Consider the following 13,271-nt stretch of genomic DNA (forward strand, 5'->3'; position numbering starts at 1 on the left):
GCCTAAAACAATCTCACCAATTGATTTATTATTTATAGAGTTTTCTCTCTTAATCTCGTCAGTGATGTCAAGGCCATTTTTGCTGACAAAGTAAGTATCATTTAAAAAATCTCTGTATATTTCATAAATAAAGCCATTATTTTCGAAAGACATCCTGCCACTGTACTCATTTTTGTTTATAGGCTTGTAGCTGAGATAGTCCTTTATCTTAATCTTTCTCTTAGTATTCGCCTTGTTCACGCCAAAGAGCATAAAAGAGATAAAGGCATGTATAGTAGACTTGCCGCTCTCATTAAGACCATAGATAAGGTTGAATGAGTCGTCAAAGTCAAGGTGATAATTATTAAATTTGCCAAAATTAATTAAATCGAGGCTCTTAATCTTCATAGTAGTGCTCCCTACTTTGCATTGCCTTAAGCGCGATCTTTATCGCATCTTGCCTTATTTCATCTGGATAGCCTTCTGCCTTTGCAAGAATTTTTTCATAAATATCAGCTGAGATACTAAAACTTTCTTCTAAGTTATTAATTACTTCTAAGTAATAAAATTTATCTTTAACTAGGCTAATGATTCTATTGATATTTAAATCCTTATTAATGCTTCCCTTTAAGATAAGTCTATAGAAATTCTTATCCTTATCATTAAGCTCTTCAAATTTATTAATTATATCTTCGAATTCATCTTCTTCGTTTATAATTATTTCTTTTATAATAAATTCCCTTAGGGCAAATGGAATAAATTTTACGCTGCCGCTAAGTGTATCGACCTCATAAAAACCATGTTCGCCAAGCTCACCAAAGTCAAGCGGCTCAAGTGAACCAGGATAGTAGGCCTTCTCAGCCACTTTCCCATGCTTATGTATATGACCTAAGGCGATGTAGTCAAAGCCCGATGCTAAAAGAGGCTCTATATCAATCTTGTATTTACCATCAGCTAGGTCGCCATGAAGGCTCGCGATATTGAATCTATCTTTATCAAGATTTACTTTTTGGAGAGCAAAACCATTCTCAATGCTATTAAGCCATGAAGCGCCATATATGGTGATATTCTCTGCTATATCCATACGTTCAAGTGTATTTGTCTTAAAGACATGTAGATTTTCTGTGAAATTATTAAATAAATAATCATCTGTATAATAATCATGATTGCCGCATGAAAGAACGATGTTTCCGTAGTAGCTGTCAATGATGCACATCATGTGCTTTGTCTCTGTATATGTAAGCGCATCTCTTTCAAACAGGTCTCCGCTAATGACTATAAGATCAATTTTATTCTCATTTGCATAATTAATAAGCCTTTCAAACGTTATGAAAAGCTCATTTTTTCTATCCTCAGACCTAGCGCCAAGCGTTTTACTTTTATATTTAAAGCCTAGGTGCAGGTCTGCTGCGTGAATAAATTTATTAATAAACATAGCTATACCTAATTAAATCACTTTCAGACATAATCTTTTTTATAAGTGAAAAATCAAAATTCTCGCTGTCTTTTTTATTAAAGATGGAAAAGCTATTTGCTATCTTTAGGGAAGTCTCTAGATCATACTTCCTCTCAAAGCCTATGGCAAGGCCAAGAAGCGACATGTTCTTATCAATCTTAATATAAGGCTTCTTCTCGTAATCAAATAAGTAGTAGCAATCCTTTGTAAATATAATCAAATTGTCATTAAATTTAATAAGAATAATTCTGTCCTTGTCGATGGCCATAAACTTAACGACGCTAATTATGTCATCAAGCGTACTTAGTCTAAGATTAAGTATGTCGCTTAAATCCTTATAGTCCATGGACATGGCGAAGACGTTTGAGTCGATACATAATTTCATCGTGCTCTTTGAGGCAGATACGAAAAGTTTCTTCATGTATCTATTGGAAACGTCTATAAGTCCTTGATAAAAGTCTGGACTAATATTGTTGTCAAAGTCCTCCATAAGTAGTGTGACTCTTGTGTCATAGACGATGTCATCAAATCTATCCACAAAGTTAAGTTCATCGTCTCTAGTTATACGAGGAGCGTTCTCGATGATTCTTGTAGTTCTTGTATTTTCTTTAATATCAAGCACGGCTCTCGCCTCATCCTTAATAGTAATTAAGTAGTAATCAGCTAGGTAGCTCTCTAAGTAGTTTCTATACTTCATAGCTGTATAGCCGCCTGCGTATGAAAGCACTTTGTAATCTTCTTTTAAGCTGTGAAAGATTTCACTCGCAAGAAAGTTTGAACCATAGAACGAATCATTAAGTATCTCAGCTGAGTTCTTAGATGCAAGGTAAAGCTTGTCTAAGCCCAAGGCTTTATATCTAATCAAATCAGTGTTTAATAATAAAATCATCTCTCTGCCTCCTCTTCTATTTATATTATACACTATAATCGAAAATATTTCTTCATAAATTGTAAAAAAAGCTTTATTTATACTATTATTTAGTATATAATATATCAGAGGTGATTAATTTGTCAAAAAAATTATTCTCTTTTTTATTGCTCGTCTCTATACTATTGACAAGTATCAATGTATATGCGAGTGAAGTGACAAATCAAGAGGAAGATCCTAATCAGACGGCTAGCTTTGCTTTTAATTATGATCTTGCAATTAAAAATGTTAATATAGTCAACCCAGCGAGAAACGAAATTTTATATAAGTATAACATCGCCATCAGCGGTGGCAAGATTAAACAGATCACTAAGGGTGATGTCAAGGCCAATAGAGTGATAGATGGTGAAGGAGCTATGCTGCTTCGCGAGTTTATCGACATGGACAGCACCAATGTTTCCAGGGAGATTGACTTACTTAAAACTGCTGACGGTATTGGTAAGAGCGTTAGAACTACAACTGCCGATATTGATGCTTGGTCCAAGAGCGTTGAAAGCTCCTTATCGACTATTGACTACTTATCGATTACGGACTCTGAAAGTATTAAAAACGCTGTAATTAAAGAAAATGAGATGAAGTATGACGACGCGGCCATTAAGCAAATAGTTGAGGCTATATTAAAGGAAAAGGAAGCAAAATCTGCTGGCGTTAAAATTTCAATCGAAGAAGCAAATGACCTTAATCTATTAATCAATACAATCAAAGCGATTGACGAAGATAACTTTGTCTACTATATCAAGCTAAGTAAGCTTAAGCACGAGAACATCATTCAGACGATAAATCAAATTTCTGATATTATCAAGGACAGCAAGAATAACTTTGTCCTATGCGATATGAATGACTTTGGAGGTCCGGATAAGATCAAAGCCATAAACTCTTTGATTGACAAGCATAACGAAGAGAACGAGAATCTTTACTACACATTTAACCCGTTCAAATACATCGTTCTGACAAACTTTAAGGACAATATTGATATTGTTAAAAAATATAATAACAACACGTCAAAGCTTCAGCTTGCGAGCTCAAATAACTTCTACCAAATTCATCAGTACAAAGACATAATCAATACTAAGGAAGATGTTATTATTCACGACGCGCTTAACGACTCGGACATAAGCATAATGATAAGGTCAAAGTACTCGCTTATAGCAAGCAACCCGAATCTTGCAAATACATCGACTAAGCTCTACCCTGTCAATGTAAATTCATTTTTAGAATACATTAGACTGGCAAATGACTTAGGCGTAGACAGTATAGAAATTACGAGAAAGCTAACGTATCTGCCATACAAGGTACTTAATTTGGATAGATATATGAACGCATCGACCATTGAAGTGGGTCAAAATGCTTCGTTCTTAACTATCAATTCAAAAAACATCGGCATCAACTCAAATATTCAGAACGTTAAGCCAAGCTTGGGCGTAAAATATCTTGTTCATAATGGCATAGTTACATTTAACCATAATCAATACAATCAAAATGGAGCTAGATCCTTTATTATTAATAATCTAGAAAGAAATGACGATGTTAAGAAATTTGATATCACTTATGAAACAGACGTATCAAAGAATACAGCTCTTGAGCACGCCTACATCATTGATGGCATCAAGTATATAAGCTTAGAAGAACTAATAGATCCGCTAAACCTTGTTTATAATAATGAAGCTAACGGCAAGTATACTATAGGCAATCTTATCAACGTCGAGCTTGGTACTAGTGATGCAAGCCTAGGAGCTGAAAAGGTTCATCTTACAAAGGAAGTAATTACTTATAACGACTCACTTGTGATTCCACTGGAAGATTTAAGTAAATTATTTCAAAACTATTTTAAATGTGAAGTAAGTGAAGATCACATAAGCATAAAGTCAAGCAATAACTCAAAGATGCTTGACACAAATGATTCAGTCGAAAAGAAAGAAAGCACACCGCTGATAATCAAATCAAGCTACATAATCATGTCATACATATTTTCAGCCTTGGTTGTGGCCTTCTTATTAAATACATTAAAGAAGAAAAAGAGGAGAAAAAATGGAAAACTATAATTTAAAATCTATTTTAGGACCGATAATGATAGGCCCATCAAGCTCACACACTGCAGGAGCTGCAAGACTTGGAAGGATAGCAATGAAGCTAGCACCAAAGGGCTTCAATAAAGTATCTTTTTACTTACACGGCTCTTTTAGAGAAACATACATGGGTCACGGCACTGATAAAGCGCTACTAGCTGGGGTTATGGACTTCTTCCCTGACAGCGAAGAGATCAAAAACTCATTTGAAATTGCTGATGAAAGAGGACTTGAGTACGAATTTATCAAATCAGACCTTGGCTACGTTCATCCAAATACTGTTAAGATGGTCTTTCACTACGATGATCAAGATGACTTCTACGTTCAAGGTAGCTCTATAGGCGGAGGTAGTATACTTATAAAAGATATCAATGGCGCTGACGTTGAATTCTCTGGCGAAAAACCTACTTTAGTAGCTAAGTACATTGATAAGAAAGGAATACTATCAAGAATAACTGCAACATTTGCAATATCTGGCATGAATATCGCCGATATGCATGTAGACAGAACTGGTAAAGTCGCTACACTTATATGCGAGCTTGACTCTGACTTTGATGATGCAACCATAAAAGACATTGGAAGGATAGATGACTTCTTATTTGTTAAGTATTTAAACCCTGTTAAGGAGGATAATTAATATGTATACAAGTGCAAAAAGCATGATGGATGCATGCAAAGAACAAAATAAAACTATATATGAATTGCAACTCGATCAAGAGATGGAAGCAAGTGATATGACTAAGGAAGAAATATATGATTACCTTAGAAAAACATATGAAATAATGAAAAAGTCAGCAAACGCTGGTCTTGCAGAGCCCATCACTTCAATGAGTGGAATGACTGGTAAAAATGCATTTAAAGTTAATGATTACTCTATGAATTCTAAATCAATTTCAGGCTCGCTTATAACAAAAGCCATGGCAAGAGCACTTTCTACATCAGAAGTAAATGCTTCTATGGGTAGGATAGTTGCTGCACCTACAGCAGGCGCCTCAGGTATACTTCCTGCAACGCTTGTTACTATGCAAGATGAATTTGATTATAGTGATGAAGAAATATTCAACGCATTACTTACTGCTTCAGCAGTTGGCGAAATAATTGCAGTTAACGCAACTATATCAGGTGCTGAAGGCGGATGTCAAGCAGAGTGCGGTGCTGCCGCTGCGATGGCTGCCGCAGCCATCATAGAGCTTAGAGGCGGAAGTATAGACGATATATTCACCGCAGCAAGCTTTGCTCTTAAGAACATCATGGGACTTATATGCGACCCAGTTTGTGGTCTTGTCGAGTACCCTTGCAATCTAAGAAATGCATCGGGCGTTGTTAACGCAATCATATCAGCAGACTTAACACTAGCTGGCGTTGAAGCACTAATACCTTTCGACGAAACAGTAGGAGCCATGGGTAATGTTGGTAAGGAACTACCAGTTTCATTAAAAGAAACAGCCATAGGTGGTATAGCTGGAACAGAAACAGCACAAAGATTATACGAAGAATTTTTAGATAAATAGTTTTGTGGATATAATATGAGCTCTCGATATGAGAGCTCTTTTTTTGTGGATTGTATAATGGCAATAAAAAAACAAGTAGCACTTCACTACTTGTTCATTGAATATTATATTGGTGCCGAAGGCGGGGGTCGAACCCGCACGGTATTGCTACCGCAGGATTTTGAGTCCTGTACGTCTGCCAATTCCATCACTTCGGCTTACCTATATATATTAACATACTTTAAAGTAAAAATCAAGAAAAAATTTTTTAATATTATTATTTTACTTGTAATAAATTATAAATCTTCTTCAGCTTTTAGAAATATTTCTCTTGCTTTTTCATACTTAGCAAGTCTTTCTCTATCTTTATCAGTAATTTCTTTAAGTCTACTTAAATTCATATTGTCTTCTAAATCAGATAGTTTCACTTTTCTTGCTAATGGATTTGCTTTAATCTTATCTATGTAATCAAAATAAGGCACGGACTTATCATGAGTAAGTGTTTTAAGTGCCTCTACTTGCTCTTCATCTAAAAATGTAAACTCACTTAGCTTATACTTGTCACTATCTTCAATTACATCATGAAGTAGGCCTATCACCTTTGCTCTTTTGTCTTTTATTTTAAGTGATACTCTTAGTGGATGTAAAAAATATGCCTTGCCGCCTTTATCTTTTTGACCCTTATGAGCCTTATACATAATTAAAAACGCTTTAAACCACTTTAACATTTTATACCTCCAATAAAAAATATCTATATATAAAAAATAAATAAGGCTCCAATCAAGGAGCCTCACTTATATTAGTCTTCAATGCCTAATTTTTTGAATATTAACTTATAACCATCAGCACCATAGTTAAGTGATCTGTTGATTCTTGATATAGTTGCTGTTGAAGCGCCTGTTGCAACTTCGATTTCGTTGTAAGTTTTGTTTTCTTTAAGTTGTTTTGCTACTTCAAGTCTTTGAGCTATTGCTTGAATTTCTTTGATAGTACAGATGTCTTCAAAGAATCTGTAGCATTCTTCCATTGTTTCTAGCGATAAGATTGCTTCGAAGAAGCCATCAGTTTGTTCGCTTTTTAATTTTGAACTGTAAGCCATTTCCATTCCTCCCTATATATTTCTTTTTAGAATAATCCTACTATCTCACCTGATGGTAGTATGTCAATCTTGTCAGCTGCTGGTACCTTTGGTAAGCCTGGCATAGTCATTATGCTGCCAGTAAGAGCTATCAAGAAGCCAGCACCGTTTGATACTTTTACTTCTCTTACTACTATGTGGAAGCCTTCAGGTCTTGCAAGTAAGTCTGGGTTGTCTGATAATGAATATTGTGTCTTAGCAACGCAGATAGGCATCTTGTCTAAACCTAATTTTTCAAGGTTCTTGATGTTCTTAGTTGCTGGTACAGTAAATTCAACTCCGTCAGCTCCGTATACTTCTTTAGCGATGATTTCTAATTTTTCTTTGATTGATAGATTTACATCATATAGTGGTTTGAAGTCAGCTTTGTCTTCGTCGCAAACTTTAACTACTTTCTTAGCAAGTTCAAGTGCGCCGTCGCCACCCTTTGTAAATACTTCAGTTAATGCGCATTCAATACCCATTGCAGCAAGTTTTTCTTCCATGAACTTAATTTCATTTTCAGTATCACTTGGGAATCTATTGATTGCTACAACTGGTGGTAAACCGAACTTTTTGATGTTTTCTATATGTTTTTCAAGGTTTGCAAAGCCTTTTTCAAGTGCTTGTAAATCTTCTTTATCGTAATCTTCCTTATTAGCTCCACCGTGATGTTTTAGAGCTCTGATTGTTGCAACGATAACTGCGGCTGATGGTTTTAGTTCGCCAAATCTACATTTGATATCTAGGAACTTTTCTGCACCAAGGTCAGCACCGAAACCTGCTTCAGTAACTGTGTAATCAGCTAGCTTCATACCAAGTTTAGTTGCCATGATTGAGTTACATCCGTGAGCGATATTAGCAAATGGTCCGCCGTGGATAAGTGCTGGAGTATTTTCAAGTGTTTGAACAAGGTTTGGCATGATAGCATCTTTCATTAATAATGTTACTGCGCCTTGTGCGTTTATGTCCTTAACGTAAACTGGTGATCCGTCACGTCTATAAGCAATTATAACTCTTGATACTCTTTCTTTAAAGTTTTCAAGACTAGTTGATAGACATAATATAGCCATGATTTCTGAAGCTACTGTTATGTCGAAACCGTCTTCTCTAGGGTAGCCATTAGGTTTTCCGCCTAGACCAACTATTACGTTTCTTAAAGCTCTGTCGTTTAAGTCAACACATCTCTTCCAAACAACTCTTCTAACGTCGATGCCTTGTTCATTTCCTTGGTGGATGTGGTTATCAAGCATAGCTGAGATTAAGTTATTTGCTGATGTTATTGCGTGGAAGTCTCCTGTGAAGTGTAAGTTGATATCAGCCATAGGAACTACTTGTGCGTAGCCACCGCCTGCTGCTCCACCCTTAACTCCAAATGATGGTCCTAATGATGGTTCTCTTAGAGCTGAGATAGCTTTTTTGCCTAATTTATTTAAAGCCATAGATAAACCGATGTTAACAGTTGTCTTACCTTCACCTGCTGGTGTTGGGTTGATAGCTGTAACTAAGATTAGTTTACCATCTTTTTTATCTTTTAGCTTATCAAAAACTCTTAGGTCTACCTTAGCTTTGTAGTGACCATATTGTATTAAGTCCTCATCATCAATATTTAAATTAGCTGCTATTTCTGTTATGTCTTTCATTTTTGCTTCTTGAGCAATTTGTACGTCCGTTTTCATTTGTACCTCCTTATAACTTTATATGAAACGTAGATTTAATTTTATACTCTACAGTATTATATATACCACATTTAATAGTTTAATAAACTAATTTATACTATAAATATATATCTTAATACAAATAATACTGAAAGCACCCACATAAGTGGAGAAACTTCTTTTGTTTTGCCAGCAACTGTTTTTAATAAAGTGTAGCTGATCATACCGAAGAAGATACCTTCAGCAATGCTATATGCAAATGGCATCATAGCTATTGTTAAGAATGCTGGGATTGCTTCTGTGTAATCTCTAAAGTCTATGTCCATGATAGGTTCCATCATAAACATACCAACTGTGATAAGTGCTGGTGCTGTTGCTGCTGATGGTACTAGTGTAAATATTGGTGCGATGAATAATGCTAGTAAGAACATAACTGCTGTTGTTAATGATGTTAATCCAGTTCTTCCGCCTTCTGCTACACCTGCTGATGATTCAACAAATGTAGTTACTGTTGAAGTACCTAGCATTGAGCCAACTACTGTACCTACTGAGTCAGCGAAGAAAGCCTTGCTAACTCTAGGAAGTTTACCATCTTTATCAAGCATATTTGATTTTGATGCAACACCTGCTAGTGTACCAACTGTATCGAACATATCTACAAATAAGAATGTTAATACTGCCATAAACATTTGTGTAGTGAATATTTGAGAAAAATCAAATTTAAATGCTATTGGTTCAACTGATGGTGGTAGTGAGAATATTTTGAATCCTTCTGGTATTGTTGTTATACCCATTGGGATGCCTATGATTGTTGTAATTATGATACCTAATAATAATGCGCCTTTAACTTTTCTTATTACTAGTATAAATGTTATTACTAAACCGATAAGTGCTAGTAGCGCTGTGCCTTCTGTGATATTTCCAAGTCCTAGAATTGTTCCTTCAGGATGAACTATAATGCCTGATCCTGATAGACCTATTAGTGATATGAATAAACCTATACCTACTGAAACTGCTTTCTTTAATGTCAATGGTATAGCATCAAAAATTACTTCTCTTCCCTTAAATAATGATAGAGCGATAAATATAATACCTTCTATCAATACTGCAGTTAGAGCGAATTCCCAAGAAAGTCCTTGGTTAGCTACTACTGTATAAGCAAAGTATGCGTTTAAGCCCATGCCTGGTGCTAAGGCAAATGGATACTTAGCGTATAGTGCCATGATTAAGGTAGCAATTGCAGCTGATAGTGCTGTTGCTGTAAATACTGCGTTTTGATCCATGCCTGTTGAGCTTAAAATAATTGGGTTTACTACTAGGATGTATGCCATAGTCATAAATGTTGTAATACCGGCAATTATTTCAGTTTTTGTGTTAGTGCCATGTTTTTTTAGTTCAAAAAACTTCTCCATTTCTTTTACCTCCTAATGTCTAAAATGTCTCATATGAGTGAATATCATTGCTATATTGTGTTCGTTGCAGCACTTTATAACGTCTTCATCAGCTACTGATCCGCCCGGTTGAATGATGGCTGTAACGCCTTGTTTAGCTAGTAATTCAACTGAGTCAGTGAATGGGAAGAAAGCATCTGATGCAAGCACTGCTCCTTTTGCTTTGTCTCCTGCCATCTTAACTGATCTTTCTACTGTGAAGAATCTATTGACGCTGCCAAGACCTATGCCGACTGTAGCTGAGTCTTTTGCAAGTAATGTTGCGTTTGACTTGCAGTTCTTAACGACTTTCCAGCCAAATTTAAGGTCTTCTATTTCTTTTTCAGTTGGTTTTCTATCTGTAACGCATTCAAAGTCTTCGAAAAGTTCTGTGTCTCTATCTTGAAGTATCATTCCAGATAATACTTTCTTCATATCTTTCGATGTGTATTCGTTATTAGTAATATTGTCTATTGTTAATATTCTTCTGTTTTTCTTCTTATCTGTTAGTATCTTAAAAGCTTCTTCTGAATATGATGGAGCCATGATTACTTCTAGGAAGATGTCTCTCATCTCTTCAGCTGTTTGGGCGTCTATCTCTCTATTGGATGCTATGATGCCGCCAAAGATAGATTGATCGTCACAGTCACGAGCCTTTCTAAATGCTTCTGCTATAGTATCTGCTGAGCCAACTCCACATGGGTTAGTGTGCTTAACTGCAACTATAGTTGGTCTTTCAGTAAACATCTTTAATGTTTCAAGTGCGCCATTGGCATCGTTAATATTGTTAAATGATAATTCCTTGCCATGTAATTGCTTAGCTGATACTAAAGAGCCTTCTTCAACTTTTGATTCTTTATAGAAAGCCGCATTTTGATGAGGGTTTTCACCGTATCTAAGTGAGCTAATCTTCTTATAGCCCTTTGTGTAGTACTCAGGAAATTCAATTTCTTGTTTTTTATTGAAGTACTCAGCAATTAGTGAATCGTAATAAGCTGTGTAGTTAAATACCTTTCCAGCTAGATACTCTCTTGTCTTAAGAGATGTTTCTTTATTTTCTTTTAGCTCTTTAAGAACTAAATCAAAATCACTTGGATCCATAATAACTGTCACAAACTTATAGTTTTTAGCAGCCGCTCTAATCATAGATGGTCCACCTATATCTATCTTTTCGATAATCTCTTCGTGTGTTTTACTTGGATCATTAACATATTCTTCGAATGGATATAGATTGTTAACTATGATGTCGATGTCTGATATATCCATCTTTTTGATAAATTCTTTATCTTCTTCAAGATCTCTTCTATAAAGAATACCACAGTGGATATATGGGTTAAGTGTCTTTACCCTACCATCTAAACATTCTGGAAAATTTGTTACTTCAGTAACTTCTTCTACTTTTAAGCCAGCGTCTATGAGCTTTTTATATGTTCCACCAGTTGAAATTATGCCGTAGCCTAGATTTTCTAGTTCTTTTGCAAATTCAACTATTCCTGTTTTGTCATAAACACTAATCAATGCTTTTTTCATCAATTTTGCCTCCTATAATTTTATCTATCGCTTCAATCAAAATCTTGTGCTCTATCTCATTTAAAATCTTCTTCTGCAAAGATTCTGCCGTTTCGTCTTCATCTAGCTTGATTTTTCTTTGTATAATTATCTTGCCTGTATCAGTACCTTCATCAACAAAGTGCACGGTCGCTCCAGAGTATTCGTCCCCTGATTTAATAACGCTCTCGTGAACCTTAATGCCCCAAAAACCATCGCCGCAATGCTTTGGTATTAGTGAAGGATGTATGTTGATGATTTTGCCTCTATACTTTTCTATAAATTCATGCGATAGAATCTTTAAGTATCCTGCAAGCACGATTAAATCTGGCTCGTACTTATCTAAAACTTCCAATATAGCGTGATTAAATTTATCGCTATCAGCATATTTTTTAATACTAAAGTAGTAGGAGTCAATACCATTGTCCTTGGCTCTTTCTAATGCATAGGCTGCTTTTCTATCACTAATAAGGCAAACTATCTCAGCATCAAGCCTCTTTTCTTTAACTGCATCGATTATGGCTTGAAAATTAGTACCAGAACCAGATGCTAGAACGGCTATTTTAAATTTAGACATATCTTTTCCTTAGTTTCTTTTTCTTCTATATGTCCTAAGATTACATAGTCTTCACCGTGCTTCTTAAGAAGCTCTTCAGTTTTTGCTAAATCGTCTTTAGATACTGCAAATACCATGCCTATGCCCATATTGAATGTGCCGAACATCTCTTCAATGTGTACGTCTGCCCAATTCATTAAGTATCTAAATATTGCTGGTATTTCATAATCTTTTAAATCGATAACAGCTGTGTAGCCGTCTTTAATCATTCTAGGAATGTTTTCGTAGAAGCCGCCACCTGTGATGTGTGAAATCGCCTTAACATCAATGTGTTCGATGATATCCATCATTGGATTGTAATAAATTCTTGTTGGTGTAAGTAAAACATTTACTAAAGTATCGTCAAGTCCCTCGTACTCTTTGTTTACATCAACTTTATCATTATCAAAAATAATTTTTCTTACTAGCGAAAAACCATTCGAGTGAACGCCGCTTGATCTTAAACCAATGATAACGTCACCGTCTTCAATCTTTGAGCCATCAATAATCTTGTCTTCATTAACTACGCCAACAGCAAAACCTGCTATATCGTACTCGCCTTCTGCGTAGAAGCCTGGCATCTCAGCTGTTTCTCCGCCTATAAGCGCAGCGTGACTCATCTTGCATCCCTCAGCAACGCCTGATACTATCTCAGCCATCTTTTCAGGGATAAGCTTTGATGAAGCGATGTAGTCTAGGAAGAATAATGGCTCAGCACCTTGGCAAATGATGTCGTTGACACACATTGCCACAGCATCTATACCGATGGTGTCGTGCTTATCTAGGATAAATGCTAGCTTCAATTTTGTTCCTACACCATCTGTACCGCTTACTAATACTGGTTTATCGTACTTATTTAAGTCTAATTTAAATAAACCGGAAAAGTTTCCTATATCGTTTAAAACTCCGTCTCTGTTTGTAGATTTGATTAGGTTTTTGATAAGTTTTACCTCTTCATAACCCTTAGTCTTATCTACACCAGCGTCTTTATATGTTAGTCCCAT

At 35.6% G+C, this 13,271-nt stretch carries 13 protein-coding genes and 1 tRNA gene; 3 read left to right on the forward strand and 11 right to left on the reverse strand.

Annotation, left to right across the window (positions count from 1 at the left end; genetic code table 11):
- From Q0E71_RS01950 to Q0E71_RS01960, 3 genes are all read right to left on the reverse strand, one after another.
- On the reverse strand, positions 1-387 hold a 387-nt coding region (locus Q0E71_RS01950), incomplete at its 3' end, for an ATP-binding protein (protein ID WP_294795475.1).
- Complete coding sequence (locus tag Q0E71_RS01955) at positions 377-1,414, reverse strand: DNA repair exonuclease (RefSeq protein WP_294795477.1); 1,038 nt, start codon at positions 1,412-1,414, stop codon at positions 377-379. The genes Q0E71_RS01955 and Q0E71_RS01950, both read right to left, overlap by 11 nt.
- Positions 1,404-2,324, reverse strand: coding sequence for a hypothetical protein (locus tag Q0E71_RS01960; protein WP_294795479.1), 921 nt, complete (start codon positions 2,322-2,324; stop codon positions 1,404-1,406). The genes Q0E71_RS01955 and Q0E71_RS01960 overlap by 11 nt, the downstream gene beginning before the upstream one ends.
- Before the next feature lie 119 nt (positions 2,325-2,443).
- On the opposite strand from Q0E71_RS01960, the gene Q0E71_RS01965 reads away from it, so the two are divergent.
- Genes Q0E71_RS01965 through sdaAA form a run of 3 tightly spaced genes read left to right on the forward strand, consistent with a single transcriptional unit; the run spans position 2,444 to position 5,940 of the window.
- A complete protein-coding gene (locus Q0E71_RS01965) occupies positions 2,444-4,405 on the forward strand; it encodes a hypothetical protein (protein ID WP_294795481.1) in 1,962 nt (653 codons plus the stop codon).
- On the forward strand, positions 4,392-5,066 hold the full coding sequence (gene sdaAB / locus Q0E71_RS01970) for an L-serine ammonia-lyase, iron-sulfur-dependent subunit beta (RefSeq protein WP_294795483.1): 675 nt from the start codon (positions 4,392-4,394) through the stop codon (positions 5,064-5,066). Before Q0E71_RS01965 ends, sdaAB begins: the two co-directional genes overlap by 14 nt.
- 1 nt (position 5,067) lies before the next feature.
- Positions 5,068-5,940 (forward strand): L-serine ammonia-lyase, iron-sulfur-dependent, subunit alpha, encoded by an 873-nt coding sequence (gene sdaAA / locus Q0E71_RS01975; RefSeq protein WP_294795485.1) that lies wholly within the window; start codon positions 5,068-5,070, stop codon positions 5,938-5,940.
- Positions 5,941-6,050: 110 nt separating this feature from the next.
- Here sdaAA and Q0E71_RS01980 read toward each other — a convergent pair.
- The 8 genes from Q0E71_RS01980 to purM all read right to left on the reverse strand — a co-directional run bounded on the left by Q0E71_RS01980 (position 6,051) and on the right by purM (position 13,271).
- Positions 6,051-6,137 (reverse strand) — tRNA-Leu (locus tag Q0E71_RS01980).
- A gap of 78 nt (positions 6,138-6,215) precedes the next feature.
- On the reverse strand, positions 6,216-6,647 hold the full coding sequence (locus tag Q0E71_RS01985; protein WP_294795487.1) for a GTP pyrophosphokinase: 432 nt from the start codon (positions 6,645-6,647) through the stop codon (positions 6,216-6,218).
- A 71-nt stretch (positions 6,648-6,718) separates the two neighbouring features.
- Positions 6,719-7,018, reverse strand: coding sequence for a YerC/YecD family TrpR-related protein (locus Q0E71_RS01990; protein WP_058260498.1), 300 nt, complete (start codon positions 7,016-7,018; stop codon positions 6,719-6,721).
- A gap of 26 nt (positions 7,019-7,044) precedes the next feature.
- Entirely contained in the window at positions 7,045-8,715 is a 1,671-nt protein-coding gene (locus Q0E71_RS01995) for a formate--tetrahydrofolate ligase (RefSeq protein WP_294795492.1), read from the reverse strand.
- Positions 8,716-8,807: 92 nt separating this feature from the next.
- Entirely contained in the window at positions 8,808-10,106 is a 1,299-nt protein-coding gene (locus Q0E71_RS02000; RefSeq protein ID WP_294795494.1) for an NCS2 family permease, read from the reverse strand.
- Between the two features lie 12 nt (positions 10,107-10,118).
- On the reverse strand, positions 10,119-11,657 hold the full coding sequence (gene purH, locus Q0E71_RS02005) for a bifunctional phosphoribosylaminoimidazolecarboxamide formyltransferase/IMP cyclohydrolase (protein ID WP_294795496.1): 1,539 nt from the start codon (positions 11,655-11,657) through the stop codon (positions 10,119-10,121).
- Positions 11,635-12,249 carry a phosphoribosylglycinamide formyltransferase gene (purN, locus tag Q0E71_RS02010; RefSeq protein ID WP_294795497.1) on the reverse strand — a complete coding sequence of 205 codons (615 nt, stop codon included), beginning with the start codon at positions 12,247-12,249 and terminating at the stop codon, positions 11,635-11,637. Before purN ends, purH begins: the two co-directional genes overlap by 23 nt.
- Entirely contained in the window at positions 12,231-13,271 is a 1,041-nt protein-coding gene (gene purM / locus Q0E71_RS02015) for a phosphoribosylformylglycinamidine cyclo-ligase (protein ID WP_294795500.1), read from the reverse strand. Before purM ends, purN begins: the two co-directional genes overlap by 19 nt.

This window comes from uncultured Fenollaria sp. (assembly GCF_934202865.1).
In the GTDB taxonomy this organism is placed as follows: domain Bacteria; phylum Bacillota; class Clostridia; order Tissierellales; family Peptoniphilaceae; genus Fenollaria.

Coding starts and splice junctions, on each gene's coding strand:
- purN (WP_294795497.1), bottom strand. CDS start 12,249: ATGTCTAAATTTAAAATAGCCGTTCTAGCATCTGGTTCTGGTACTAAT.
- Q0E71_RS01960 (WP_294795479.1), bottom strand. CDS start 2,324: ATGATTTTATTATTAAACACTGATTTGATTAGATATAAAGCCTTGGGC.
- sdaAA (WP_294795485.1), top strand. CDS start 5,068: ATGTATACAAGTGCAAAAAGCATGATGGATGCATGCAAAGAACAAAAT.
- sdaAB (WP_294795483.1), top strand. CDS start 4,392: ATGGAAAACTATAATTTAAAATCTATTTTAGGACCGATAATGATAGGC.
- Q0E71_RS01995 (WP_294795492.1), bottom strand. CDS start 8,715: ATGAAAACGGACGTACAAATTGCTCAAGAAGCAAAAATGAAAGACATA.
- Q0E71_RS01955 (WP_294795477.1), bottom strand. CDS start 1,414: ATGTTTATTAATAAATTTATTCACGCAGCAGACCTGCACCTAGGCTTT.
- Q0E71_RS01990 (WP_058260498.1), bottom strand. CDS start 7,018: ATGGCTTACAGTTCAAAATTAAAAAGCGAACAAACTGATGGCTTCTTC.
- Q0E71_RS01985 (WP_294795487.1), bottom strand. CDS start 6,647: ATGTTAAAGTGGTTTAAAGCGTTTTTAATTATGTATAAGGCTCATAAG.
- purM (WP_294795500.1), bottom strand. CDS start 13,271: ATGGGACTAACATATAAAGACGCTGGTGTAGATAAGACTAAGGGTTAT.
- Q0E71_RS02000 (WP_294795494.1), bottom strand. CDS start 10,106: ATGGAGAAGTTTTTTGAACTAAAAAAACATGGCACTAACACAAAAACT.